This window comes from Paenirhizobium cremeum (genome assembly GCF_022884085.1).
GTDB lineage: Bacteria > Pseudomonadota > Alphaproteobacteria > Rhizobiales > Rhizobiaceae > Allorhizobium > Allorhizobium cremeum.
In genome coordinates this window covers 134,763-160,420 of record NZ_JAGGCS010000011.1, presented here as the reverse complement: position 1 = coordinate 160,420, position 25,658 = coordinate 134,763, and the positions used below count along the sequence as shown (strand labels likewise).

Here is a 25,658-nt window from a genome sequence, read left to right as displayed (position 1 = left end):
TCAACCACGCGCAATCCGCGTTAGTTACTCCCCTCGAAGACACGCGGCTTGGCGACAAGAAAACCGAGCAGCCCGTTGGCCAGCGACGCGGCCGGTCGAGGCAGACGCACCACAATGGTTTCGATCGCCGCGAGATCTTCCGCCGGAATGGCGCCGAACAGCCTGAGAGCCGCGATATAAACGAGCGCGCCGCAGCCGATTGACAGAACCAGGCCCGCCAAGCCCGGAACGAGGTGGAGAACGCCGTAGGCAGCGCCTGCGCAAAGGGTCGCGGCAATCGTCACCTTAACGAGCGTCACATACATGCCGCGCAACGACCCCACGAATTCCAGTTGCCGCAGCGTCAGGATCGCCATGACCAGGAAAACGATGAAACGGATGGAGGCGGCACCCTCACCGGAGAATTCGGGAACCACCAGCAAGGCTCCGCCGACCATGATGACGGCCCCGATAAAGCAGATAACGAGACGCGCGCGCACCCGGTCGAGCGACAGCAGATATTGCGAACAGACAAGCCCGAAGACATAGATCGGCGTCACCAGCGCGAGGATGGTGAGCATCGGGCCGCTCTCCGAAAAGGCTTCGCCGAACACGGTCGTCACCAGACGCGGCGCGATAACAGCAAGCCCGAAGCTCATCGGCAGGGTGATGTAGGACAGGCTGCGGACGACGCTTTCGAAAACCTCGACCGGCAAGCGCCCATGCCCGTTGGCATGGATCTTTTCCGAGTAATAAGGGACGAGGCTGCCGGTCAGCTGGACTGGCAATTGCAGGGCGAGGTTCGCAAGCGACAGCGCCGCCGCATAGTAACCCACCATCTCGACGCCATGGGAACGTTCGAGGAAGTAAATTTCCACACGGGTGAGAAAGATCGACTCGATGATATATTGCACCGACAGCATGGCCGACGATGTCACCAGATAACGCGGCGCGATGCCGCAAGGGTTGGCCGGACTTCGGAACAGGCTGAGCGAATAAAAGAACTGGATGACAAAGCCGAGGATATAGCCGCAAAGCGCTCCGGCTATGCCGAAGAAGATCGCACCGAACAGAACACCCGCAAACTGCAATATGCCTGCAACCACCGACATTCGTAAAAAGGCTGCCACATCCTGCTCACCGAGCAGCACGTTCTTGGTGAAGGCGCCGATCGACTGAACGAACAGCAGAATGCCGGTGAAGATCAGAACAATCGGTGTGCTCGTCGCCCAATGCTCGTGTTCCGCGACCCAATACACAACCCCGTAGAGCACCGTGATAAGGATGGTCGCGAGGACCACCGGTCGCAGCAGATAGACCGCAAAGCCCCGCCGCGCCGTATCGTCATAGCCCTGCGCGCGAAGCTGCGGCAGGAGCCGAAGCAAGGTGATGCCGGTGCCGAGTTCGGCAATCAGCGCCGCCGTAACGGCAAGCCAGAGCGAGAATGCGATGATGCCGTTGGCCTCGGGTCCGAGAAGGCGCGCGGTGATGATGGAGCAGGCAAAACCGATCATCAGCAGGGACATGCCTGCGGCAGCATTCAAAGCTGAATTCGCGACGATCCGCTTCACCATCTGGCCTCTAGGAAAGCCCCGCATCATGCGGGCGCGTACATCAAGCGCTTTTATTGGGAAATCATTGAGAAATACTATCTTGGCGCGACCTGACGCTCTCATGAGTTCGAAATGTGGTTAACCTGGACTGTCTGCCGGAAAGATCACCTGCACGGCTTCTTCCCAGGTTCGTATTCCCGACCGGTCGATCATTGAGCGATCATAGACCTGGGCGCGAAGGAAGGCCTCTTGGATGGAGGCCCGATCCGCCGGATCGTAGGGGCAGACATGGCTGCGCCCGGCTGCGGCAAAAGCCGGCGCCACGATCGGCAGCTTGCAGTAACTGTATTGGATCATCTTCAGGCTGGACTGACTGAGATAATCCGCCCCCTCGCTCAGCCGATAGGGCGCAAGGCCGATATCGGCGAATTTGATGAAAGGAACGATCGTCTCGAAGGCGACCTCGCCATGCACGACGATATTGTCGCGCGGCCGAAGCGGCAGCGCCTTCTTGCCGAAAAGGTGAAACGTCCAGTCCGGGTCGGCTTCCGCCAACGTATCGATCACATTGGCGTCGAACAGCATGTCACCCACGCTGACGGCATTGAGCGGCTTCGAATAGGGGCTTGCCACCGCTTGGTCGAAGACGGCCTTGCTGATGCCATGCGGCAGGTAGAGAACCGGTGCGTCCGATGGAAAATCCGTCCGCATGGCCTCCGCCATGATGTGAACGAGGTCGTAGCACCCAATGGTTTCGGCCAGCACCTCCTCGATCACCGGATGAACTCCAATGGTCTTCAGGCGGTCTGCCGCGTGATAGACGATCCGCGCGCCGGGCGCCTTCCGGCGAATGAGCGGCGTCAGCAGCGGAGCGGGTCCGCTTTCGATCAGCACATGGGTGTAGTCAGGCAGGCGATCCCGCACCGCCTTCGGCAGCAGATCCGCGTAGTGCCGAAACAGGAAACCCGACAAGCGGTTGAAAAGCGGCCGTTTGAGATTCATCGGATGAAAGGCTGCAAACCAGATGAATTCCTCGAAACGCTCTCCGATCTCGACCCAGCGATTGACGACCCGATCTTTCGCATAAGCGTAACGACCGTCCTTCAGGAACCGACTGACCGGGCTGAGCCGGCAGGTAAGGAAATCCACGTGATCGCCCTGTCCGCGCAAGGCGTCGGCCATGAAATGCAGATCGACCTTGCGTGGCGCGTCGGCAAAATGCTGACCGCTGACGATGAGCACACGGCGGGGCATGCGGGATACGGTCATGGGGTCAGGCGCCCGCCCGGATGCGTCGTCCGCGTAGCGCGCCTTCGTAAATCTCGGCGTAACGATCGGCGACGCTCGCCCAGGCATGCGTTGCGGCCGCCCCGACCATGGCGTTGCGGACGCTTTCTGCATCGGAGGAAAGATGCAGGAATGCCTTCCGGATGGCTGCAGCGCTCTCTTCCGGTCGAGCGAAATCGGCAAGGAAGATACCGGGATGCCGCTTGCCGAGCGCGTTATACGCATCGTTGATGTGCAGAACCGGCACGAGGCCCGCGCTCATTGCCTCGACCGCAACGAGACCGAAGCCTTCATATTCGGATGCCGAAGCAAAAAGCGATGCTCGCCCGATCAGTTCGCGGACTTCCGTGTTCTCTAGCCCGACATGCAGGGTAACCTGGCTCTCAAGACCGCGTCGCGCGATTTCGCCACGCAGTTCGGCCTCGCTATGGTCCGAATTCGAACCGACGACATCGAGCATCCAGCCGGGCTCGATCCTGTTCAACGCCGACATCGTGTCGAACAGCCGGTCGAGCCGCTTGTTTACGGAAAAACGACCGATGGTGATGATGCGGCGTTGGGGCGCCGGCGACGAAAGCCGCGCGAACTTCTCTGTATCGACGCCGTTCTCCACAAGAACGCATCGACGGCCGGCAATCTGCGAGAACAGGTCGAGATCCGACTGGCTGCAGCAGACGACCGAACGGTAGGCGGAAGCCGAAAGCCGGGTCACGGTCTTGAACCAGACATTCTTGATCGCCGCATAATTCTTCGTATGGAAAAACCCGCCATGGGTCGTCGCGACCATCGGCTTGCCGTGAAACGGCCGCGTCCAGGCAAGTACATCGAAGAAAAAATCGATGGCATGCACATGCACCAGATCGGCGTCGCCGATATGGCGGAAAACCTGCGGAGCGACAGGATAGCGGGAGCTTCCCTTCCATGGAATGCGCACCACCTCGACTCCGTCGATCACGTCATGCGCCGGCAGTGTCGTCTCCGGGTCGATGAACAACCGGTCAAGGGTCACGACACGGACGCGAAAGCCGCGTTTCAGCAGCAGACGGCTGAGGTTGGACACGACGTCTTCCAACCCGCCGCGGCTTGGCGGATATTGACGGACGACCTGCACGACCAGCGGAGCATCAGACATTCCGAGCGGAATTGATCCGGCTGTAGACGAGCTGAACGCCATTTTCACCTGCCTGGTTCTCTCGCCCGGCGAGCATCGGCCGCTCCCGGGAAAACACTTTGCGATGGCGTATTCTCAACGCCTGCAACCCTTAACATCAGGTGTTGCCCGCGCTCTTCAACCCCCTTGCTTGCGAGCAAGGTTAATACTTGCAATAGCTTGTATTCAGGCTTGGTTAAGTGTGGAGTTGCGAAGATCTGTCAAAAACCGCCTTCGACCGGCGACAGCCTTGTCGGCCATATGCGAAGGGACCGGACATGCGCGGAAACATGATCGGCGACGAAACCGCCGGGCGAGACGGAACCGGCGACAGGACGCATCTGACGGGAGAACGGGTATCGGCATCTTTCGACAGACGGGAATATGGAAGCGATGGCTGCTCTATGTGGCCTGCGCCGTCGCGCTCTGCGCAATCGTCGCGGCAATCCACATCCTGCGCCAAAGGCCGACCTTTACGGCGACGACCGAACTCCTGGTCGATCCGAACGATCTCGCGACCGCACGCATCGATGCTGCGGGGGGAGCCACGCGGCCGTATCCGTCAAGCCTCGACAGCCAGGCCTATGTCATGCAGTCGCGCCAGGTTCTGGACCGTATTGCCGCGGAACTCGACCTCCGGAAAGACCCCGTTTTCGCCCCGCCTCAAGGCTCGTCCCGAGATACATCGGACGGCGAGGCACAGATCGCCGAAAGATTGAAGGCACATCTGGCGATCGAAAGGGTCGGACGGTCGAGCGTCTTCAGGATCACGACCAGCCATCCCGATGGAAAGCGCGCTGAAAAAATCGCCGATACCGCAGCGGTTATCTATCTCCGGCAGTTGAAAGAAGCCCGTGAAGAAGCCGCTCGACGCATCGCCGGCACCTTGACGGAAAAGGCGGAGCAATTGCGTGAAGGCGTTCGCAGGACCGAGCTTGCAGTGGAAACGTTCAAGGCGGAAAACGGGCTCATCAGCGCCGATCAGGTGGGATTGCTCGCAGACCAGCAGCTCGCCAGCCTGAACCAGCAATTGCTCGATGCCCGTAACACCGAGGAGAAGCAGCGGACGATATACGAGCAGGCGCGCAACCTGACGCTCGACCTTCTTGAGCAGGGCACGATCCCCGAAGTTCTCGAATCCGGAGCGATTGCGCGTTTACGCGAACATTATGAAACCTTGCGCGAAAAACAGTCGGAGCTTGCCGTTCATCTCGGGCCCGACCATCCCCGGATGCGCGCCATCGATACGCAGATGGCCAATATCAGACAAACGATGACGATGGAGCTCGATCGTCTCCGGCAATCCCTGCGATCCAGCTATCAGCGCGCGACGGCCAACACCCGCACCCTGGCCGAGAAGCTGGAGACACTGACGCGGGCGAGCGTCGACAACGGCACCGCCCGCAGCAGATTGCGCCAGCTCGAGACCGAGGCGGAAGCCGCGCGCAGCCTCTACAAAGAAGCCGCAAGCCGCGCCGAGGAATACGCTCGCCAGCAATCACTGGCAACGCTGAATTCGCGTATCCTGACATCCGCCGCACCGGTTGAAGGATATGCACCTGTCGGGCTGCTGCCTCTGCTCGGCGCCATCCTGCTTGGTGGTTTCGTCATCGGCAGCTGTCTGACCTGGCTCGGCGGATTGTTTTCCGCAAGGCGCCTCTCCGAAGAAGCCCTCATGAAACGGTCGGGTTTTCCGGTGCTCGCCCGCATTCCCTCCGGCCTGGGGAGAACGCGGAAGTCGCCCGGGCTCGCGCAGCTTCTGGGCTTCCGCCGGAGCGGGCGAAAAGTGCCGGTCGAGGTTTCGGGCGATGGGGTCAGCGATGTGGCGAAGCGGCTGCAGGCCGCCATGCCGGGCGGGCACCGCGGAACGATCGTCTTTTATAGCGTCGGCGATGTCGACCACGCCAGCGGCGTTGCGGCAGACATCGTGCAGGCATTGGTCGATGCCGGCCACGACATCCTTTATGCACCCGGTGCGCTGAAGCCGAAGGCCACGCGCTTCAACTCCACGGCCCGCCTGGGCCTGACGGGTCTCGCCGACGCCGGAACGGAGGGGTCCGCGCCATTCGCCGACCTCCTGAAATACGAGCATCTCGCAGCCATCGGAACGACGGCGCCCCTTGCTGGCCGGAGCCGGCGCTTTTCCAACCACGGCGACATCGCTCATCCCTCGAACGCCGATATCGTGGCGATCAATGCCTGCGGCACGCCGGCAGCGAAATATCTTCCCCAACTCGTCCAGAAGGCCGATGCCATTCTCCTCTTCATGGAGATCGGCAGGACGAACGCCCCCGATATCGATGATCTCCTTGAAAGACTGGGCTATAGCCGCGACATCGTGCTCGGAATCGTCCTAGTGGAAGCGGGCTGAGAAGCGCGTCAGCCATGCGTCTCCCTTGCCAGCTTTCCCGCGCTCATGTTTTCTGCCGGAAACGATCTTGCGATGAAGAGTCCGGAACACAGCAGCATGCGGGAAACCGACAACAATGTGCAGGATGTGGGCTTCATCCTGATCCCCGGCTTTGCCCTGATGTGCTATGCCTCCGCTGTGGAGCCGCTGCGGGCGGTCAATCTGCTCGCCGGGCGAGAACTCTACCGCGTCCACGTCTACTCGCCTTCGGGTGAACTCGTTCCCTCCTCTTCGGGAGCGGTCGTCCCGGCCGAGCCGCTGGTTTCGGCGAGGCGGGATCGCCTGCATTCGCTCTTCGTCATCGCCGGCGGCCATCCCTCCGGCTGGCAATGGCCGGCCGTTCACGCCAGCCTGCGTGCCTTCGAGCGCGATGGCGTGACGATTGGCGGGATCTCGGGCGGACCTTATTTGCTGGCCGCTGCCGGCCTCTTGGCCGATCACCGCTTCACCATTCACTGGGAGCACGCACCGGCCCTCATCGAAGATTTTCCGGGCCTCAAGCCCGAGCAGGCGCGTTACATCTTCGACCGCAATCTCCTGACCTGCGGCGGCGGCGTGGCACCTCTCGACATGATGCATGCGTTGATCTCGGCCCGTTTCGGTCCCGCCTTCGCCACCCGAGTCAGCGACTGGTACCTGCATACCCATGTCGCCTCATCGGCCGAACCGCAGCGGGCTTCACTCGCGGAACGTCATGGCTTGCACCATCCAGCCCTGCTCGCGGTGCTTGAGAAGATGGAAGCGACGATCGAACACCCGCTCGACCGGGACGCCATGGCGCGCTTTGCCGGCATCACGCCCCGCCATCTCGACCGGCTGTTCGCCGAACACCTCTCCTCGACCTTCCTGCAGGAATATCGTCGCCTCAGGCTCGAACACGCCCGCAAGCTGCTGCAGCAGAGCGCCCTTTCCGTGTCCGAAATCGCCTTCGCCTGCGGCTTCGCAAGCCCGGCCCATTTCGCCCGGCGCTACCGGGAACTCTACGGCACGACGCCGAAAAAAGGCCGCAGCCTGTGAATTGACGGTCGAACCTTCGTCACATTCAACATAAATTTCACTGTAGGAAATTAAATTTCTCTTAGGTTGATTTGCCGTTTTTCCTTTGCTAGCCATTGTGCCATTGCACACTGGCGAAGGAGAAGAGCGATGTGCGGAATCGTCGGCCTGTTCCTCAAGGACAAGAGCCTTGAACCCCAACTTGGCGCCCTGCTCTCGGACATGTTGATTACAATGACCGACCGCGGACCGGATTCGGCCGGCATAGCGATCTATGGCGGCGCGCCCGCCGGCAAGGCCAAGATCACGGTCCAATCCGCCGAGCCGGAACAGGAATTCGCCGATCTGGCAGCGGACCTCTCCAAGGCTGGAATCCCGGCGAGCGTGACCCTGAAAAGCACCCATGCCGTCATCGAGACCGATGAAGGCAAGCTTGGCGAAATCCGCACGGCTCTTGCGGAAATCCGCCCCCATATCCGGATCATGGGCTCGGGCGAAAGCGTCGAGATCTACAAGGAAACCGGCCTGCCGAAGGATGTGGTCTCCCGTTTCGACGTGCGCGCCATGGGCGGCACCCATGGCATCGGCCACACCCGCATGGCGACGGAGAGCGCGGTAACCACCCTCGGCGCCCACCCCTTTTCCACCGGTCCCGACCAGTGCCTCGTGCATAACGGCTCGCTTTCGAACCACAACAACCTGCGCCGCGAACTGAAGCGGGAAGGCATGTCCTTCGAAACCGACAACGACTCCGAGGTCGCCGCCGCCTATCTCACCGCGGAAATGGCCAAGGGCAAGGATCTCGGCGAAGCACTGGAAAGCGCCCTCGACGATCTCGACGGCTTCTTCACCTTCGTCGTCGGCACGAAATCCGGCTTCGGCGTGCTGCGCGATCCGATCGCCTGCAAGCCGGCTGTGATGGCCGAAACCGACCAGTACGTCGCCTTCGGCTCCGAATATCGCGCACTCGTCGGCCTGCCCGGCATCGAAAACGCCAGGATCTGGGAGCCGGAACCGGCAACCGTCTATTTCTGGGACCACCAGAAGGCCGCCTGAACCGCCACCCGACAGGAATTGCAGCCATGCCAGTCTTTGACCTCTCCCAAACGCCGCTCCGCGAACTCAACAGCGCCCTTCACCAGATTGAGAAAGGCGCAAACGACATCGTCTTCGAAGTGGTGAACCCGCGCGGCAGCCACGCCGTCGCCGTCGGCATCGACAGCCCCGTTACCGTCGAGGTGAAGGGTTCCGTTGGGTACTATTGCGCCGGCATGAATGACGGCGGCACGGTCACCGTGCACGGTTCAGCCGGTCCCGGCGTCGCCGAGAACATGATGTCCGGGACTGTCGTCATCGAAGGCGATGCTTCGCAATATGCAGGTGCGACCGGCCGCGGCGGGCTTCTCGTTATCAAGGGCAATGCCGCCTCGCGCTGCGGCATCTCGATGAAGGGCATCGACATCGTCGTCCATGGCAGCATCGGCCATATGTCCGCCTTCATGGGCCAGTCAGGCCATCTGGTCGTGCTCGGCGATGCCGGCGAGGCGCTGGGAGACAGCCTCTATGAAGCGAAGCTCTTCGTGCGCGGCACGGTCAAAAGCCTCGGCGCGGATTGCGTCGAAAAGCAGATGAAGCCGAAACATCTCGAAAAGCTGTCCGAACTGCTCGAAAAGGCCGGCGTCAAGGGCGTCAGGCCGGAAGAGTTCAAGCGCTACGGCTCCGCCCGCAAGCTCTACAATTTCAACATCGACAACGCCGACGCGTATTGAGGCGAGGAAAAGCCATGAGCTATCACAACCCCTACACCCCGCCGCGCAAGTCAGCCACCTTCGACGATTATACGCTGGCCGAAATCCGCCGCGCGGCGGCAACCGGCATCTATGATATTCGCGGCGGCGGCACCAAGCGCAAGGTGCCCCACTTCGACGATTTGCTGTTCCTCGGCGCCTCGATCTCCCGCTATCCGCTCGAAGGCTATCGCGAAAAGTGCGACACCTCCGTCGTGCTCGGCACGCGCTTCGCCAAGAAGCCTATCGAGCTGAAGATCCCGATCACCATCGCCGGCATGAGCTTCGGTGCGCTCTCCGGTAATGCCAAGGAGGCGCTCGGACGCGGCGCGACGCTCGCCGGCACCTCCACTACGACAGGTGACGGCGGCATGACCGACGAGGAGCGCGGCCACTCGGAAAAGCTCGTCTATCAATACCTGCCCTCCCGCTACGGCATGAACCCCAAGGACCTGCGCCGCGCCGATGCGATCGAGGTCGTGGTCGGACAGGGCGCCAAGCCCGGCGGCGGCGGCATGCTGCTCGGCCAGAAGATCTCCGACCGCGTCGCCGAAATGCGCACCCTGCCCAAAGGCATCGACCAGCGCTCGGCCTGCCGCCATCCCGACTGGACCGGCCCCGACGATCTGGAAATCAAGATCCTCGAACTGCGCGAGATCACCGACTGGGAAAAGCCTGTCTACATCAAGGTTGGTGGCGCACGCCCCTATTACGACACGGCCCTTGCCGTGAAGGCCGGGGCCGATGTCGTCGTCCTCGACGGCATGCAGGGCGGCACGGCGGCAACGCAGGACGTCTTCATCGAACATGTCGGTATGCCGACACTCGCCTGCATCCGCCCCGCCGTTCAGGCGCTTCAGGATCTCGGAATGCATCGTAAGGTCCAGCTCGTCGTTTCCGGTGGCATTCGGTCGGGCGCCGACGTCGCCAAGGCGCTGGCGCTCGGCGCCGATGCCGTTTCGATCGGCACCGCCGCGCTGGTCGCCATCGGCGACAACGATCCCCATTGGGAGGCGGAATACCAAAAGCTCGGCACCACGGCCGGCGCCTATGACGACTGGCACGAAGGCAAGGACCCCGCCGGCATCACCACCCAGGACCCGGAACTCGCCAAGCGGCTCGACCCGGTCGTCGCCGGCCGCCGGCTCGCCAACTACCTCAAGGTGATGACGCTCGAGGCCCAGACCATCGCCCGCGCCTGCGGCAAGAACAGGTTACACAATCTGGAGCCAGAAGATCTCTGCGCTCTCACCATGGAAGCCGCCGCCATGGCGCAGGTGCCGCTTGCGGGCACCAGCTGGTATCCCGGCAAGGGAGGTTTCTGACCACGTCCCACGCCACATCGCCAAAAGTGTCTTCATAAAATCCAAAAGGGGAACGAAGTGACACTGGATCTCGAAAGCTATGCAAAGGAGCATGGCGTTAAATATTTCATGATTAGCTATACCGATCTCTTCGGCGGACAGCGGGCCAAGCTCGTTCCCGCCGCGGCGATCAAGGGTATGCAGGAGGAAGGCGCGGGCTTTGCCGGCTTTGCCACCTGGCTCGACATGACACCGGCCCATCCGGACCTTTTCGCTTTGCCGGATGTCTCATCGGTCATCCAGTTGCCGTGGAAGAAGGACGTCGCCTGGGTGGCCGCCGACTGCTACATGGAGGGAAAACCGGTCGAGCAGGCCCCCCGCAACGTGTTGAAACGGCTGATTGCGGAAGCGGCAGCCGAGGGCATGCGGGTAAAGACCGGCGTGGAAGCCGAATTTTTCCTGATCTCCGCCGACGGCTCGGAAATCTCCGACGGAGCCGATACAGCCGAAAAACCCTGCTACGACCAGCAGGCGCTGCTGCGTCGCTACGATGTGATTTCCGAAATCTGCGACTACATGCTGGAACTGGGCTGGGGGCCCTACCAGAACGACCACGAGGACGCGAACGGCCAGTTCGAGATGAACTGGGAATTCGACGACGCACTGAAAACCGCCGACAAGCATTCCTTCTTCAAGTTCATGGTCAAATCGGTCGCGGAGAAACATGGACTTCGCGCCACCTTCATGCCGAAGCCATTCAAGGGACTGACCGGCAACGGCTGCCATTGCCACATCTCGGTCTGGGACACTCACGGCAAGGTCAACGTCTTCGCCGACGGCGATGCGGAGTTCGGCCTTTCGGCAAAGGGGCGGAATTTCCTCGGCGGTATCATGGCGCATGCCTCGGCAATCGCCGCCATCACCAATCCGACGGTCAATTCCTACAAGCGCATCAACGCACCGCGTACATTGTCGGGTGCAACCTGGTCGCCGAACACCGTCACCTGGACCGGCAACAACCGCACCCACATGGTGCGTGTCCCCGGACCCGGCCGTTTCGAGCTTCGCCTGCCGGATGGTGCCGTAAACCCCTATCTCCTACAGGCCGTTATCATCGCCTGCGGCATGAACGGCATTCGCAGCAAGGCCAACCCCGGCCCGCACTACGACATCGATATGTATCAGGAGGGCCATCTGGTGAAGGACGCGCCGCGCCTTCCGCTCAATCTTCTCGATGCCCTTCGCGAATACGACGGGGATACGCTTTTGAAAGACGCAATGGGAACGGAGTTTTCTGCTGCCTATCTTAAGCTCAAGCACAATGAATGGAACGCCTACACAGCCCATTTTACCGAGTGGGAACGCAAGACGACACTCGATATCTAGGGCCGTCACGGCCTCCGTTCACGTGAGAAACAGCCATTCCCGAATCATGGCGTCGGATCTATCCGGCGCCTTTTGATTAGAGTAGAGACACGTGCGCGGATTTCCGGGCGAGGAGAGGATGACAAGATGACGAGCTATGTATTGACGGTTTCCTGCAAGTCCACGAGGGGCATCGTCGCCGCCATTTCCGGCTATCTGGCCGGCGCGGGTTGCAACATCGTCGACAGCTCCCAGTTCGATGACCTCGATACCGGCAAATTCTTCATGCGCGTCAGCTTCATTTCCGAGGAAGGCGCGACCCGCGACGCACTGTTGGAAGGTTTTGCCCCGATAGCCGAAAAGTTCGGCATGGACTGCGAATTCCACGATGCTGCGCAGCGCATGAAGGTGCTGCTGATGGTGTCGCGCTTCGGTCACTGCCTGAACGACCTCCTCTATCGCTGGAAGATCGGCGCCCTGCCGATCGATATCGTCGGCGTTGTGTCGAACCACTTCGATTACCAAAAGGTCGTCGTCAATCACGACATTCCCTTCCACCACATCAAGGTGACCAAGGAAAACAAGCCGCAGGCCGAGGCCCAGCTCATGGATCTCGTCGAGCAGACCGGCACCGAACTGATCGTGCTTGCCCGCTACATGCAGGTGCTCTCCGACAATCTCTGCAAGAAGATGTCCGGCAAGATCATCAACATCCATCACTCCTTCCTGCCGTCGTTCAAGGGCGCAAATCCCTACAAACAAGCATTCGAACGCGGCGTGAAGCTGATCGGCGCGACGGCCCACTACGTGACGGCCGACCTCGACGAAGGTCCGATCATCGAACAGGATGTCGCCCGCATCACTCATGCCCAGTCCGCAGAGGACTATGTTTCGATCGGCCGCGACGTGGAAAGCCAGGTACTGGCCCGCGCCATCCACGCCCATATCCACCACCGCACCTTCATCAACGGCAACCGCACGGTCGTCTTCCCGGCAAGCCCGGGTTCCTACGCTTCCGAACGCATGGGCTGACGCTTGATTGGCAAGGGACGGCTCCCCGCCGTCCCTTCGCGTCGCGGTATGGACGCGCGTACTTCCTCTGGTAATGTCGCAAGGTGTGATTCACGAGGGGAAACAAGCATGCCGGATACCGCTCTTCTACAGCGCACCGAGCTGCCGCGGCCGAACGTATCTGACGCCCAGGCCCACGAGATCCTGAAAGAACACTATGCTCTGGAAGGGGTCATCCGCGAGCTCGGAAGCCAGCAGGACCGCAACTTCCTGATCGATACCGGCGAGACCCGTTTCGTCCTCAAGATCTGCCGTGCGGAATATGCGACGGTCGAAATCGAGGCCCAGAATGCCGCCATGCGCCACCTTGGCGCACTTCCCGACATGCCGCGCATCCCCCAGCCTGTGGCCGCGGCAAACGGTGACGACATCGTCTTCCTCTCCCTCGAAGGCGAAGACTATCAGGTCCGGTTGCTGACCTTCCTCGAAGGAGAGTCCCTGACCCGTCGCAAATATCTCGCCCCTTCCGTCGTCGCGGACCTTGGAGCAATCTCGGCACGTCTGGCAAAGGGGTTGGAAGACTTCAGCCATCCCGGCCTCCAGCGAGACCTGCAATGGGATCTGCGGCGAGCGGGGCCGGTTGCCCTGCATCTCCTCAAGTCCGTCAAGGATCAGGAGCGGCGCGATCGCATCGCCAAGGCGATGATCGCCGCCGTGAAGCGCATTCAGCCTCTCGCTCCGGCGCTGCGCACCCAAGCGATCCATCACGATATCACCGACGACAACGTCGTCGCCCGCCCCGACGCAGACGGTCGGCTGAGGCCGGATGGTGTCATCGACTTCGGCGACGTTATCTCCGGCTGGCTGGTGGCAGACCTCGCAGTGACCTGCACGGCTCTCCTTCACCACGCGGATGGCGACCCCTTCTTCATTCTGCCCTCCATTCGCGCGTTCCACGACATCTATCCGCTGAACGAGGAGGAGTTGCGGGCGCTTTGGCCGCTGATCGTCGCACGCGCCGGCGTGCTCGTTGCCAGCACCGAGCAGCAGCTCGCCATTGATCCCGACAATGAATACGTCATCGGCAATGCCGCCCATGAGCGGGAGATGTTCGAGGTCGCGACCTCCGTTCCCTTTGCCCTGATGGAAACCGCGATCCTGCAGCTTGCTGACATCGAGGATCGGACACCTGTTACTCTCGGCCGCCTTTTGCCTGATATCGCGCCGGAAAACATCCGCCTCGCGGATCTTTCCGTATTGAGCGCCGAACTCGGCGAGAACAACTGGACCGATCCCGAGATCGACTGGCGGGTACTGGCGCGGGCCGCCGCCGAAACCGGCGCGGCATCCACCCGTTACGGCGAATACCGGCTTTCCTACACGCAAACCCTCTCTTCCCGTGCGCCCGCCACATTCGCGCTCCACGTGGATGTCTGTGTACCGGCCGAAGCGCAGGCCGTCGCCCCCTTTGACGGAACCCTTCTGAAGGACGGCCACCATCTCGTCATCGCCTCACCGGATATCCGGCTGCACATCGACGGGCTCGAAAGCCAGCTGGAACATCAGACCGCAGTCTCTGCAGGCGATCCGATCGGCATTGTCTCGGGCCATCCGGGTTCGGTGGGCGGCCTAAGGCTGCAACTGTGCCGCGATGGCGATCTCGTGCCGCCGCTCTTTTCTCGGCCGGCTCATGCGGCAGCCTGGTCGAGGCTCTCCCCGTCTCCGTCGGATCTGCTCGGCATCGATCTCGATGCGCCCATGCCGCAAAGCGGCGAACTTCTGGAAAAGCGCCGCAAAAGCTTCGCCAAGCCGCAGAAGAACTATTACGCCGAACCGCCGCAGATCGAGCGCGGCTGGAAGGAGCATATGTTCGATGTGACCGGCCGGGCTTATCTCGACATGGTCAACAACGTTACCATCCTCGGCCACGGCCATCCGCAGCTCGCGCGCGCCGCCGGTCGCCAATGGTCGTTGCTCAATACCAATTCGCGTTTCCATTACGCCTCGGTCGCGGAATTTTCCGATCGGCTCGCTTCGCTTGCACCCGAGGGCCTTGACACAGTCTTCCTCGTCAACAGCGGTTCGGAGGCCGTCGATCTGGCGCTGCGCCTCGCCTGGGCCCATACCGGCGCCCGCAACATCGTCAGCCTGCTGGAAGCCTATCACGGCTGGACGGTGGCAAGCGACGCCGTCTCGACGTCCATTGCCGACAATCCGCGTGCTCTCGAAACCCGCCCCGACTGGGTGCATCCGGTAACGGCGCCCAACACCTATCGCGGCCCCTTCCGCGGTCCGTCGTCGACCCCCGAATATGTCGCCCGGGTCGAGGCGGCTCTCGAGGCTCTCGATCTCGTTGGCGACGGACTTGCCGGCTTCATCTGCGAAAGCGTCTACGGCAATGCCGGCGGCATTCCCCTGCCCCCGGGCTATCTCAGCGAAGTCTACACCAAGGTGCGCGAACGCGGCGGCGTCTGCATAGCCGACGAGGTCCAGGTCGGCTACGGCCGGCTTGGGCACTATTTCTGGGGCTTCGAGGAACAGGGCGTCGTGCCCGACATCATCACCATCGCCAAGGGCATGGGCAATGGCCAGCCGCTTGGCGCCGTCATCACCCGCCGGGAAATCGCCGACAGCCTGGAAAAAGAGGGCTACTTCTTCTCCTCCGCCGGCGGCAGTCCCGTTAGCTGCGTCGTCGGCATGACGGTGCTCGACATCATGCGCGACGAGTCATTGCAGGACAATGCGCGCGACACCGGCGATTATCTAAAGTCACGGCTCCAGGGTCTCGGCCAGCGTTTTCCTCTGGTCGGCGCAGTACACGGCATGGGGCTTTATCTCGGTCTGGAATTTGTCCGCAACCGCGAGACGCTGGAACCGGCAACGCAGGAGACGGCCGCGATCTGCGACCGCTTGCTCGATCTCGGCGTCATCATGCAGCCGACCGGCGACCATCTTAACGTTTTGAAAATAAAGCCGCCGCTCTGCCTGAGCCGGGAAAGCGCGGATTTCTTCACGGACATGCTGGAAAAGGTGCTTTCCGAGGGCTGGTGAAATATATTAGGAGCGGCAAAAAATCTTAATTCCCGATAACGTCGACACCGGATCTTTTTCGAAATCGTCAACGCTTCGCACATTGCAATGCAAGCGGATGCAGATTTTGTCTTCCCAGGACTTTCCGAGCCGGTTTATCCTTGGCCCGCAGTCGTACCTGCCGAAGGAAGCAAGATGCTAACCATGCCCGATCAGATCTCCACTGCCTGGATGATGAGCGGTATTGCGTTGTTTCTCGCCAAGCACCTGCTGGCGGATTTCATCTGGCAGACCAAATGGATGGCGCTGGGCAAGGAACGGGCCGAGGGTTGGCTGGTGCCTCTCACGGTACACGCCGCCGTTCACGGCATGCTGACCGCCGCGATCTTTGCGTTTCTTTCTCCGTCCCTGGCCTGGATCGGCATTGTCGACTTCGCCATCCATTTCGCGATCGACCGGTCCAAGGCCGTTATTCAACAACGCTTTGCCCTTACCACCACCCAGCCCGGATTCTGGTGGCTGCTCGGCACCGACCAGACCTTGCACCACTTCACGCATCTCGTCTTCGTCGTCATTCTGGCCACGAGCCAGACCTTCTGATCTCCAGCCGCTCAGCCGGATGCGCTGTCCCTCGCTTCCTTGACGATCCAGTCCCGGAACGCGGCAAGCGGCGGATAATCCCCTCTCTCCCGCGTGAAGGCGAGATAATAGCGTTCGGCGCTCTCGACCTCACCGTCGATTGCCGGCACGAGTTCGCCCCGTTCCAGTTCGTCGCGGAACAGGAAGACAGGCAGAAGTGCCACGCCAAGCCCGCCGATGGCCGCCTGCGCCACCGTGGCAAACTGGTCGAACAGCATTCCGTGCACGCTCTCGAAGGTCACGCCACGATGGGTAAGCCAGCGCTCCCAGGCATCCGGCCGCGTCGTCAGGTGCAACAGGGACACGTCGAGAACATCCGATGGCGCGTTCAGCCTGTGGCTCTTCTTGAAGGATGGGCTGCAGACCGGCAGCGTCGTTTCCCGCATGAGGAAAGCGAGTTCCGCGCCCGGCCATACCGGATCGCCGAAGTGGATTGCGGCATCGATGGAATCCAGGCGGAAATCGAAAGGTGAAAGACGCGTGACCATATTGATGGTGATGCCGGGATGAGCGGACAGGAACTTCCCCAGCCGCGGTGCAAGCCACCGGGCGCCGAAGGTCGGCAGGATGGCGAGGTTGAGCGATCCGCCGTAAGGGTTCGCCCGAAGATTGAGCGAGGCGCTGGAGATGCGGCGCAAGGCCTCGCGGATCTCGCGCGCATAGCCGTCACCGGCGACGGTGAGCCTGATCGTCTGGCGCTCGCGCAGGAAAAGTTCCACGCCAAGCTGCGTCTCCAGCGCCTTGATCTGCCGGCTGACCGCGCTCTGGGTCAGATCGAGCTCCCGAGCCGCCGCCGTGATGCTGCCGGTGCGCGCCGCGGCCTCGAAAGCGGCAAGCAGGGAGAGTGACGGGAGAAATCGCCTGGCAGCCAGCATGTCATGCGCCTCCGGAATGAACTCTTGAGAAATTATCGTTGGAACGGGTTAGTTTCGTCTTCTAGATTTCGCAAGACTTTACGTTTCGGAATGACGCGTCGACGACCGCTGTTTTCTCCAGGGAGGGAGAGGGGAGCAGCCCGCGCCATCCCGTCCGGACCCGTCTTGCAGGCCGTTATCGCGGCCACCTCAGAGGATGGCATCATGCTGAACGACCCCCGCTCCCACGGTCTCTGGGAAAAAACCGCCCCGGCCGCCCCTCAGACACCCGCCCTTTCCGGCAATGTCGATGCCGACGTGGTAATCGTCGGCGGTGGCTATACCGGTGTTTCCGCGGCCCTTCACCTTGCCGAAGCCGGAACCAGGGTGGTGCTTCTTGAGGCCAATGAGATCGGTTTTGGCGGCGCTGGCCGCAATGTCGGCCTGATCAATGGCGGCATGTGGGTCATGCCGCTTGAAATCCCCGGCGTGCTCGGTCCGGTCTATGGCGAACGCGTGCTGGATCTGCTCGGCAACGCACCCATTCTGGTGCGGGCGCTGATCGAAAAGCATGCGATCGAATGCGAGCTCGAGAAGAATGGCACGCTCCATTGCGCCGTCGGCGAGGACGGCCTCAAGGAAATCAGGGAACGCTGCGCGCAATGGGCCGCGCGAGGCGCCGATGTCCGTGTCCTTTCGGCCGAGGAAACAGCAAGGCGCATCGGGACGACGGCTTATAGCGGCTCGCTCCTCGACATGCGCGCCGGCACGTTGCAACCGCTCGCCTATGTCCGCGGCCTGGCAAAGGCGGCCATCGCCGCCGGCGCAAAAATCCACACCGGCAGCGCCGCCATTTCGACCGAAAGCAATGGCAACCGCTGGCTGGTCAATACGGCGAACGGGTCGGTTTCGGCGGACTGGATCATCGTTGCCTCTGAATTCTATTCGACCGGCCCCTGGGAACAGGTTCGCAACGAACAGGTGCTGCTGCCCTACTTCAACTTTGCCACGGTGCCGCTGCCGAAGGCACAGCTCGAAAAGATCCTGCCCGGCCGCGAGGGATGCTGGGATACCAAGGAAATCCTTTCCTCCTTCCGCATGGACAAGGCCGGCCGCCTGGTATTCGGCAGCGTCGGCGCGCTGCGCAACACCGGCGCCTCCATCCACCGCTCCTGGGCGAAGCGCTCGCTGAAGAGGCTGTTCCCCGAACTCGGAGACATCGCCTTCGAGACCGAGTGGTATGGCCGCATCGGCATGACCGATGACGCCATCCCGCGCTTCCACAAGTTCGCGCCGAATGTCGTGGGCTTCTCCGGCTATAATGGCCGCGGCATTGCGCCCGGCACCGTTTTCGGTAAGACCTTGGCGCGCCATATTCTGGGCGAGCTCTCCGAGGAGGAGATGCCATTGCCGGTAACGGACGTGAAGGAGGCCCCGCTTCGCAACCTCAAGGGCGCCTATTACGAGGCTGGCGCCCAGATCGCCCATTTTGCCAGCGAGCGCTTCTGAAAACGAAACGCGCCGCGCCACGATAAGACAACGGAACACAACAGGATACCGGAAGGAACTCCATGACCCTTGCCAAACAGAATTTCGCCGCGGAAGTCGCATCCATCATGGCCAAGCTCGGCGTACCCGCCTCGGCCATGACCGGCGGCTCGCTGGCCGTCCGCTCCCCGATCAACGGCGAACAGATCGCTGCCCTTGGCGAAATCGACGCCGCCGGCACCAAGGCCGCAATCGACGCCGCCCATCAGGCTTTCCTCGAATGGCGCCTTGTACCGGCACCCAAGCGTGGCGAACTCATCCGCCTGCTCGGCGAAGAGCTGCGCGCCGCCAAGGCTGACCTCGGTCGTCTCGTCTCGATCGAAGTCGGCAAGATCACCTCGGAAGGTCTCGGCGAAGTACAGGAAATGATCGATATCTGCGATTTCGCGGTCGGCCTTTCCCGCCAGCTCTATGGCCTGACAATCGCCACCGAGCGCTCCGAACACCGCATGATGGAAAGCTGGCATCCGCTCGGCGTCACCGGCATCATCTCCGCCTTCAACTTCCCGGTCGCCGTCTGGTCCTGGAACTCCGCGCTCGCGCTCGTCTGCGGCAACTCCACCATCTGGAAGCCCTCGGAAAAGACCCCGCTCACCGCCATTGCCACCCAGGCGATCTTCGAGAAGGCCGTGAAGCGCTATGTAGCCGATGGCAACAAGGCTCCGGCAAACCTCTCCACCCTGCTCATCGGCGGCCGCGATATCGGCGAAATCCTCGTCGACAACCCCAAGGTGCCGCTGATCTCGGCGACCGGCTCCACCGCAATGGGTCGCGCCGTCGGTCCGCGCGTCGCCGCTCGCTTCGGTCGCTCGATCCTCGAACTCGGCGGCAACAACGCCGCAATCGTCTGCCCGACCGCCGATCTCGACCTGACGCTCCGCGGCGTCGCCTTCGCCGCCATGGGTACGGCCGGCCAGCGCTGCACGACGCTGCGCCGCCTGTTCGTCCATGACAGCGTTTACGACACGCTGGTTCCACGTCTCATCAAGGCCTATGGCTCCGTTTCGATCGGCAACCCGCTGGAGGCCGGCACGCTGATCGGCCCGCTGATCGACAAGGGCGCCTTCGACCGCATGCAGAAGGCGCTGGAAGCCGCCAGGGCTGCCGGCGGCAAGGTTACCGGTGGCGATCGCGTGAACGGCGACGAAGCCGCTGATGCCTACTACGTCCGGCCGGCGCTCGTTGAAATGCCGTCTCAGACGGGCCCGGTGGTCGAGGAAACCTTTGCGCCCATCCTCTACGTCATCAGGTACAGCAATTTCGACGACGCGCTGGCGCTGAACAACGACGTGCCGCAGGGCCTGTCATCCTCGATCTTCACCAACGACCTGCGCGAGGCGGAAGCCTTCGTTTCGGACCGCGGTTCGGATTGCGGCATTGCCAACGTCAACATCGGCCCTTCGGGCGCTGAAATCGGCGGCGCCTTCGGTGGCGAGAAGGAAACCGGCGGCGGCCGCGAATCCGGCTCCGACGCCTGGAAGGCCTATATGCGGCGGGCGACCAACACCGTGAACTACGGCCGCACCCTACCGCTTGCCCAGGGCGTCAAGTTCGACGTGGGCTGATCCCGCGTTCAGACCCGGGCCCGCCTTTCAGGCCGCGCGATCCACAGCGATCGCGCGGTCTCTTTCTTTTACCCCGCGGCGACCCATTTGCCGCAGTCGGTCTGCGACCAAGGTCGGGTGCGGAAGGCTGGCCTTCCGGATCGGAATCGGACAAGGTGCCGCTGGTGAAATTGACGGTTCCCCGGAGGGCGAATGGAAATTCACGATCAGTCGGCAGTTATCGATTTCCTCGGAAAAGCCGTAAATTACGGGTTCTCCGGCGCAGTCAAGGTCATTGAAACCCACATCTCCATCGTCTTCCTGATCGACGGACGCGCCTTCAAGCTGAAGCGGGCGGTAAAACTGCCCTATGCCGACTTTTCCACTTACGATCTTCGGCTCCATTATTGCCGGCGCGAGGTCGAGCTGAACGGCCGGGCGACACCCGACCTTTATCTCGGCATCCGGCGGATCACGCGCGAGGCCGATGGTCACCTTGTCTTCGACGGCGACGGCGAACCGGTTGATGTCCTCGTCGAGATGACCCGCTTTGCCCAGCATGACCTGTTCGACCGCATGGCACAGGAAGGCAGGCTGACGACCGCGATCATGGAAGAAACAGCCGGCCTGGTCGCGGGCTTTCATGCCACGGCGCCGGTCATCCATGCCGGCAGCGGCTCCGCCAATCTGGCCGGCGTGCTCGACATCAACGAGGCGGGTTTTGCCACCAGCCATGTCTTCCCGCCAGGCGACGTGAAGCGCCTGGCCGGTGCCTTCCGTGAAGCCTGGCGTGGCCATGCACCCCTGATGGACAGGCGCGAACAGGATGGCAGGGTGCGCCTCTGCCACGGCGACCTGCATCTGAGAAACCTCTTCATGAGCCCCGCCGGTCCGCGCATGTTCGATTGCATCGACTTCAACGACCAGATCGCCACCGTCGACGTGCTTTACGATCTCGCTTTCCTTCTGATGGATCTCTGGCATCGTGGCTTTCCCGATTTCGCCAATATCGTCATGAACCGCTATCTCGACCGCACCGGGGATGACGAGGGTCATGCCCTGCTCCCCTTCTTTATGGCGGTGCGGGCGGCAGTGCGTGCCCATGTCACGGGAACCCAGATCGAGGAGGCGGGCGATGCAGACGGTTGCCTTACGAAAAACGCCCGTGGCTACTTCGGTTTCGCGGATGAACTGTTGCGAACCCGCACCCCCCGGCTGGTTGCCATCGGCGGCCTTAGCGGCTCCGGAAAATCGACGCTGGCCGATGCACTCGCGCCGAGGCTGGGCGCCGCCCCCGGCGCACGTCTTCTGGAAAGCGACCGCTTACGCAAGGCGATGTTCGGCGTCGCCGCTCACGAGCGCCTGCCGCTCGACGCCTATCGTCCCGAAGTCTCGCAGAAGGTCTATCAAGGTCTTGCTACGCACGCCGCGGAGATTCTCGCCGGTAACGGCGCGGTCGTCGTGGATGCCGTCTTCGACCGGGCGGAAGATCGCCGGCTTATCCAGTCCGTCGCGAGCCAGGCCGGGATACCGTTCACCGGCATATGGCTGGACGCGGATGCCGCTATCCTGATGGCGCGGATCGCCGCGCGCCCGCAGGGACAGTCGGATGCAACGCCGGATATTCTCCAGCGCCAGCTTTCGAAGGACATCGGCGACATCGGATGGACGCGGCTCGACGCCACGACACCGACCCACGAACTGGTGCAAAAGCTACTCTTTCTCGCTGGAGAGGCGTAACCGGCCGCTCACGGCAATACTCAGGGCCGGCTCCGGGGCAGTCTTTGATTCGAAGGAAAAGCCACCGGCCTCCCGGCCGCGCTATCCCGGCGGAAGGCCTTAGAACGCAGTGCCCCGCGACAGCAGCCAGCGCAGCATGCGGGCGAGATCGCGTGCCACCCAGCCCGAATTGCGGCCGGATGACGCCGTGAGGTCCATGTCCTCGAAGAAACAGACAAGGCGGAGGTCGTCCACTGTCAGAAATGTCCAGCCGATCTGCCGGGCGCCGACAGTCGTTGCACGAACCTTTTCGGCGAGGAAGTCGGCAGGCGTCGACGGATCGGCGATAATCACGACATTGCAACGGGTGGTATTGGCATAGACGTTGAGGAATGCATCGATGCAATCCTCCTGGGACACCCTGAGCCAGCGCTCGTCGCGGGCGATGACGCTCACATGCTCGGGCGGTTGTGCCGCCATCACCTCGAGACCGGCATCGGCACAGGCCTGAGGCAGAACCATATCGAGCCAGGACTCGATCAACGCATATTCCGCCTCATAGGCCTGCAGCAATTCCATGAAATCCCTCTGCCTTCATCGACAGCTAGCCTGTACGACGCAGCGCAACATGGCAAGAGGGTGTTGTAGGCCTAGCGAATATTGAAGCGCACGGGAGCGGTAATGGTCTTGTTGACACCCGGCGGTGGGGCGGGCACCGGAGACGCACGACGAACCATCTCAACCACCTCCTGGTCGAGTCGCGGATATCCCGAAGATCGCGACAATGCGACGGATAACACATTACCGGAATCGTCGATCCGGAACCGTACGTAAGCCGTTCCCTCTTCGCGGTTGTCGCGCGCCTCCGAGGGATAACGTTTGCGGCGCTCCAGATGGGACATCAGACGTGACTGCCATTTGGCCGGCGACATACTGCTGTTTCCACCGCTGCTCGTCTGCTGGGCAGCGGTACGATTGGATTGAGTCGCGTCAATGCTCGCTTGGCGTGCTGCCTTCGAAGCCGGTAATTCCGGTGCCTGCTTTTTCTTTTCGACCTTTTTTTCAGGTCTCTTTTTTGGCGCTTCCTCAGCGTTCTGCGGCAGGGGCGGCCGAACAAGCGGGATCGGCACAGCGACATTCTCGAGCTGGGCCATTACCAACTGTTCGACAGGATCGATTTGCTCGACAGGTTCCGGCGGCGGTTCAGTGACGGGCTCTGGCAGCGGCTCAGGTTCCGGCGGCGGGAGTTCCTCGACCACCTCGTTAACCGGTTCGGGCAACGGCTGAGGTTCGGGTTCCGGCGGCGGTTCGACGATCGGTTCCGGTGGCGGGGTGATCGATGCGGATTGAACTTCCTCCGCATTCACCTCATCGGGAACAATCTGTTCTTCCTCGGTATTGGCAGCTTCCGGCTCCGGCGCCATTTCGATCATGATCGCAGCCGGCGGCGCGGGATCGCCCAGAGGTTCCGCCGCCGACCGCATCATCAGCGCAACGGCGCCCGCATGGGCGCCAGCCACCAGTACGGCGGCGGAAGTCCACAGCAGCAGTTCGCCGGCGGCGAACCGGGATCGATATCCGCCGGGGCCGCTCATGGGGTCTGGCCTTCGGCAGTAGCAGATGATGCGCCGGGCGCTGGCGCGGCAGGCAGCGTTTCCAGGCCCACCAGGGCGATCTTCAGGTAGCCGGCATCACGCAGGAGATTCATCACCTCCATGAACGCACCGTAGTCGACAGCCTTGTCTGCACGCAAGAAGATGCGCGCATCCTTGTTGCCGGAGGTCAGGCGGTCCAGATTAATGCCCAGTGCCTCGCGCGCCACGGTCTCGTTACCGAGCGCCAGCGACATGTCTTCCTTGAGCGTCACATAAACCGGCTCATCGGGACGCTCCGCCGGCTTGGCGGTGGAGGCAGGTAGATCGACGCTGACATCGACCGTTGCGAGCGGCGCCGCCACCATGAAGATGATCAGCAGCACGAGCATGACGTCGATGAAGGGCGTGACGTTGATCTCGTGGTTTTCCTGGAGTTCGTCACCCGAATGGTTCTCGCGGATACCGCCTGCCATTGCCGTTACTCCGCAGCAAACTTCACGCTGGCATGATGGCCGTCATGCGGCACCTTGCGGAAGTCGAGGTCGCGGCTGACCAGCCGTTCGATCCCCGCCGCGGCATCGGCCAGAAGCTGGCGATACGCCGTCACGGAGCGGGCAAAGATGTTGTAGATGACCACTGCCGGGATAGCTGCAACGAGGCCGATTGCGGTTGCCAGAAGTGCTTCGGCGATACCGGGTGCGACGACGGCAAGGTTGGTCGTGTTCGACTGGGAAATGCCGATGAAGGAATTCATGATGCCCCATACCGTGCCGAACAGACCGACGAAAGGCGCGACCGAACCGATGGTGGCAAGCGCGCCGGTGCCCTTGGCCATGTTGCGGCCCGCACCGACCTCGATCCGCGCCAGTGCGGATGCGACGCGCTCCTTCACACCTTCGCCGCCCGCATAATCGATCGCGGCATCGGAGAGGCGAACTTCATGATCGGCTGCGCGCACCATGCCGGCGACGACCCCGCCGCGTCGCTCGACATGCGACAGGGCCTGTCCGAGCGTCGCGGCCTTTGAAACCGCCTTGAGCCCGGTCTTCGCTCGCATGCGCGCGCCGGTAAGCTGCAGCGTCTTCACCAGCCAGACCGTCCAGGTGACCAGCGAAGCAAGCGCCAGCGCGATCATCACCGACTTGACCACCCAGTCTGCGGCCATAAACATGCCGAAAGGCGACAGGTTGTGGGGCAGGTCTTCGCGTGGAGCGGAGAGGTCGGGCAAAAGATTTTCAGCCGTCGCCGGATCGACCGCCTCCGCCTGGGGCGCTACGGCCTCGGCCGTAACAGGAGAAACCTGCTGTGCGGCGGGCTGCGGAGTTACAGGCTGTTGCGCCGCCGTAGGCATTTCAGGCTGAGCGAGTGCGGGTGCGGCCTGGTTGTCCGAAGCGACTGGCGGGACGGTCGGCTGCGCTACCGGAGCTTCCGGCGCCGAAGTAGCTGCGCCGCCGCCTGCCGCTGGTGCCACTGGCGCTGGGGCCGCCTGCATTGCAGCAGGAGCCTCCGGGGCGGTGACGGATGTCGCCTCCTGGGCAATGACCGGCTGGGCGGCAAAGATCATCAGACTGGCTGCAAACGCGGCCGCGGTGGAAGGTCCCGAATGACGAGGAAACACTGGGAGCTCCTTTTGGCAATGACTGAACAGGACAAAGCAACCCGGCCCGCTTGGGATCGGTGGGCTGCGACTTCGTCTTCGATAGTAAACTTGACTTCTTTTGACAAGTAATAAACCGGATCGGACATCAAAAACAGGACAAAAAGATACAAGAAAGCTGCATGGGAGCAAAAAGGGGCTCTCGGTCCTGCGTCTCGGATCGACGTTCGCCGCATGGACGTTCGGCGCTGGTTTGATCGTTGTCAAAGCGGCGACCTCATGGGTGGTTA

Annotated in this window: 20 protein-coding genes; 12 read left to right on the top strand and 8 right to left on the bottom strand. The window is 62.1% G+C overall.

Features of this window, described 5'->3' with window-relative positions; genetic code table 11:
• Positions 1–20 precede the first annotated feature (20 nt).
• The 3 genes from J5N58_RS19175 to J5N58_RS19165 form a co-directional block, all read right to left on the bottom strand.
• Positions 21–1,553 (bottom strand): oligosaccharide flippase family protein, encoded by a 1,533-nt coding sequence (locus J5N58_RS19175; protein ID WP_244712334.1) that lies wholly within the window; start codon positions 1,551–1,553, stop codon positions 21–23.
• Positions 1,554–1,670: 117 nt separating this feature from the next.
• Positions 1,671–2,801, bottom strand: a complete 1,131-nt coding sequence (locus J5N58_RS19170; RefSeq protein ID WP_244712332.1) for a GumK N-terminal domain-containing glycosyltransferase — start codon at positions 2,799–2,801, stop codon at positions 1,671–1,673.
• 4 nt (positions 2,802–2,805) lie between these two features.
• A complete protein-coding gene (locus J5N58_RS19165; protein WP_244712330.1) occupies positions 2,806–3,951 on the bottom strand; it encodes a glycosyltransferase family 4 protein in 1,146 nt (381 codons plus the stop codon).
• A 424-nt stretch (positions 3,952–4,375) separates the two neighbouring features.
• Here J5N58_RS19165 and J5N58_RS19160 point away from each other — a divergent pair, with 424 nt between their 5' ends.
• The 9 genes from J5N58_RS19160 (at position 4,376) to J5N58_RS19120 (ending at position 16,472) form a co-directional block, all read left to right on the top strand.
• On the top strand, positions 4,376–6,340 hold the full coding sequence (locus J5N58_RS19160; RefSeq protein ID WP_244712328.1) for a GumC family protein: 1,965 nt from the start codon (positions 4,376–4,378) through the stop codon (positions 6,338–6,340).
• Positions 6,341–6,412: 72 nt separating this feature from the next.
• A complete protein-coding gene (locus J5N58_RS19155) occupies positions 6,413–7,396 on the top strand; it encodes a GlxA family transcriptional regulator (RefSeq protein WP_425314478.1) in 984 nt (327 codons plus the stop codon).
• Positions 7,397–7,525: 129 nt separating this feature from the next.
• Positions 7,526–8,431 (top strand): class II glutamine amidotransferase, encoded by a 906-nt coding sequence (locus J5N58_RS19150; RefSeq protein WP_113442981.1) that lies wholly within the window; start codon positions 7,526–7,528, stop codon positions 8,429–8,431.
• Positions 8,432–8,457: 26 nt separating this feature from the next.
• Entirely contained in the window at positions 8,458–9,144 is a 687-nt protein-coding gene (locus tag J5N58_RS19145; protein ID WP_112829544.1) for a GltB/FmdC/FwdC-like GXGXG domain-containing protein, read from the top strand.
• Positions 9,145–9,158: 14 nt separating this feature from the next.
• Positions 9,159–10,487, top strand: coding sequence for an FMN-binding glutamate synthase family protein (locus tag J5N58_RS19140; protein ID WP_112829543.1), 1,329 nt, complete (start codon positions 9,159–9,161; stop codon positions 10,485–10,487).
• Positions 10,488–10,544: 57 nt separating this feature from the next.
• Entirely contained in the window at positions 10,545–11,852 is a 1,308-nt protein-coding gene (glnT, locus tag J5N58_RS19135; RefSeq protein ID WP_244712325.1) for a type III glutamate--ammonia ligase, read from the top strand.
• 126 nt (positions 11,853–11,978) lie between these two features.
• Positions 11,979–12,863 (top strand): formyltetrahydrofolate deformylase, encoded by an 885-nt coding sequence (gene purU / locus J5N58_RS19130; RefSeq protein WP_244712308.1) that lies wholly within the window; start codon positions 11,979–11,981, stop codon positions 12,861–12,863.
• 108 nt (positions 12,864–12,971) lie between these two features.
• On the top strand, positions 12,972–15,893 hold the full coding sequence (locus J5N58_RS19125; RefSeq protein WP_244712306.1) for an aminotransferase: 2,922 nt from the start codon (positions 12,972–12,974) through the stop codon (positions 15,891–15,893).
• Positions 15,894–16,076: 183 nt separating this feature from the next.
• The gene (locus J5N58_RS19120) at positions 16,077–16,472 is read left to right on the top strand and encodes a DUF3307 domain-containing protein (RefSeq protein ID WP_244712304.1); all 396 of its coding nucleotides are present in this window, start codon (positions 16,077–16,079) and stop codon (positions 16,470–16,472) included.
• A gap of 11 nt (positions 16,473–16,483) precedes the next feature.
• On the opposite strand, the gene J5N58_RS19115 is transcribed toward J5N58_RS19120, so the two are convergent.
• Positions 16,484–17,386 (bottom strand): LysR family transcriptional regulator, encoded by a 903-nt coding sequence (locus J5N58_RS19115; protein WP_113448679.1) that lies wholly within the window; start codon positions 17,384–17,386, stop codon positions 16,484–16,486.
• Positions 17,387–17,590: 204 nt separating this feature from the next.
• Here J5N58_RS19115 and J5N58_RS19110 point away from each other — a divergent pair, with 204 nt between their 5' ends.
• The 3 genes from J5N58_RS19110 to J5N58_RS19100 all read left to right on the top strand — a co-directional run bounded on the left by J5N58_RS19110 (position 17,591) and on the right by J5N58_RS19100 (position 22,197).
• Positions 17,591–18,874, top strand: a complete 1,284-nt coding sequence (locus J5N58_RS19110) for an NAD(P)/FAD-dependent oxidoreductase (protein ID WP_244712269.1) — start codon at positions 17,591–17,593, stop codon at positions 18,872–18,874.
• 62 nt (positions 18,875–18,936) lie between these two features.
• Entirely contained in the window at positions 18,937–20,478 is a 1,542-nt protein-coding gene (amaB, locus tag J5N58_RS19105; protein ID WP_112829538.1) for an L-piperidine-6-carboxylate dehydrogenase, read from the top strand.
• 192 nt (positions 20,479–20,670) lie between these two features.
• Positions 20,671–22,197, top strand: a complete 1,527-nt coding sequence (locus J5N58_RS19100) for a bifunctional aminoglycoside phosphotransferase/ATP-binding protein (RefSeq protein WP_113442983.1) — start codon at positions 20,671–20,673, stop codon at positions 22,195–22,197.
• A 99-nt stretch (positions 22,198–22,296) separates the two neighbouring features.
• Here the strand turns inward: J5N58_RS19100 and J5N58_RS19095 are convergent, their stop codons facing one another.
• The 4 genes from J5N58_RS19095 to exbB all read right to left on the bottom strand — a co-directional run bounded on the left by J5N58_RS19095 (position 22,297) and on the right by exbB (position 25,335).
• Positions 22,297–22,755, bottom strand: a complete 459-nt coding sequence (locus J5N58_RS19095; RefSeq protein ID WP_244712267.1) for a hypothetical protein — start codon at positions 22,753–22,755, stop codon at positions 22,297–22,299.
• Between the two features lie 71 nt (positions 22,756–22,826).
• Complete coding sequence (locus tag J5N58_RS19090; protein WP_244712265.1) at positions 22,827–23,771, bottom strand: TonB family protein; 945 nt, start codon at positions 23,769–23,771, stop codon at positions 22,827–22,829.
• On the bottom strand, positions 23,768–24,244 hold the full coding sequence (gene exbD / locus J5N58_RS19085) for a TonB system transport protein ExbD (RefSeq protein WP_244712262.1): 477 nt from the start codon (positions 24,242–24,244) through the stop codon (positions 23,768–23,770). Before exbD ends, J5N58_RS19090 begins: the two co-directional genes overlap by 4 nt.
• Before the next feature lie 5 nt (positions 24,245–24,249).
• The gene (exbB, locus tag J5N58_RS19080) at positions 24,250–25,335 is read right to left on the bottom strand and encodes a tonB-system energizer ExbB (RefSeq protein ID WP_113467184.1); all 1,086 of its coding nucleotides are present in this window, start codon (positions 25,333–25,335) and stop codon (positions 24,250–24,252) included.
• Positions 25,336–25,658 lie beyond the last annotated feature (323 nt).

Excerpts from the sequence above, each read along its gene's own strand:
- J5N58_RS19175 (WP_244712334.1), bottom strand. The coding sequence starts at position 1,553 with ATGGTGAAGCGGATCGTCGCGAATTCAGCTTTGAATGCTGCCGCAGGC.
- J5N58_RS19170 (WP_244712332.1), bottom strand. The coding sequence starts at position 2,801 with ATGACCGTATCCCGCATGCCCCGCCGTGTGCTCATCGTCAGCGGTCAG.
- J5N58_RS19165 (WP_244712330.1), bottom strand. The coding sequence starts at position 3,951 with ATGTCTGATGCTCCGCTGGTCGTGCAGGTCGTCCGTCAATATCCGCCA.
- J5N58_RS19155 (WP_425314478.1), top strand. The coding sequence starts at position 6,413 with ATGAAGAGTCCGGAACACAGCAGCATGCGGGAAACCGACAACAATGTG.
- J5N58_RS19150 (WP_113442981.1), top strand. The coding sequence starts at position 7,526 with ATGTGCGGAATCGTCGGCCTGTTCCTCAAGGACAAGAGCCTTGAACCC.
- J5N58_RS19145 (WP_112829544.1), top strand. The coding sequence starts at position 8,458 with ATGCCAGTCTTTGACCTCTCCCAAACGCCGCTCCGCGAACTCAACAGC.
- J5N58_RS19140 (WP_112829543.1), top strand. The coding sequence starts at position 9,159 with ATGAGCTATCACAACCCCTACACCCCGCCGCGCAAGTCAGCCACCTTC.
- purU (WP_244712308.1), top strand. The coding sequence starts at position 11,979 with ATGACGAGCTATGTATTGACGGTTTCCTGCAAGTCCACGAGGGGCATC.
- J5N58_RS19125 (WP_244712306.1), top strand. The coding sequence starts at position 12,972 with ATGCCGGATACCGCTCTTCTACAGCGCACCGAGCTGCCGCGGCCGAAC.
- J5N58_RS19120 (WP_244712304.1), top strand. The coding sequence starts at position 16,077 with ATGCCCGATCAGATCTCCACTGCCTGGATGATGAGCGGTATTGCGTTG.
- J5N58_RS19115 (WP_113448679.1), bottom strand. The coding sequence starts at position 17,386 with ATGCTGGCTGCCAGGCGATTTCTCCCGTCACTCTCCCTGCTTGCCGCT.
- J5N58_RS19110 (WP_244712269.1), top strand. The coding sequence starts at position 17,591 with ATGCTGAACGACCCCCGCTCCCACGGTCTCTGGGAAAAAACCGCCCCG.
- amaB (WP_112829538.1), top strand. The coding sequence starts at position 18,937 with ATGACCCTTGCCAAACAGAATTTCGCCGCGGAAGTCGCATCCATCATG.
- J5N58_RS19100 (WP_113442983.1), top strand. The coding sequence starts at position 20,671 with ATGGAAATTCACGATCAGTCGGCAGTTATCGATTTCCTCGGAAAAGCC.
- J5N58_RS19095 (WP_244712267.1), bottom strand. The coding sequence starts at position 22,755 with ATGGAATTGCTGCAGGCCTATGAGGCGGAATATGCGTTGATCGAGTCC.
- J5N58_RS19090 (WP_244712265.1), bottom strand. The coding sequence starts at position 23,771 with ATGAGCGGCCCCGGCGGATATCGATCCCGGTTCGCCGCCGGCGAACTG.
- exbD (WP_244712262.1), bottom strand. The coding sequence starts at position 24,244 with ATGGCAGGCGGTATCCGCGAGAACCATTCGGGTGACGAACTCCAGGAA.
- exbB (WP_113467184.1), bottom strand. The coding sequence starts at position 25,335 with ATGATCTTTGCCGCCCAGCCGGTCATTGCCCAGGAGGCGACATCCGTC.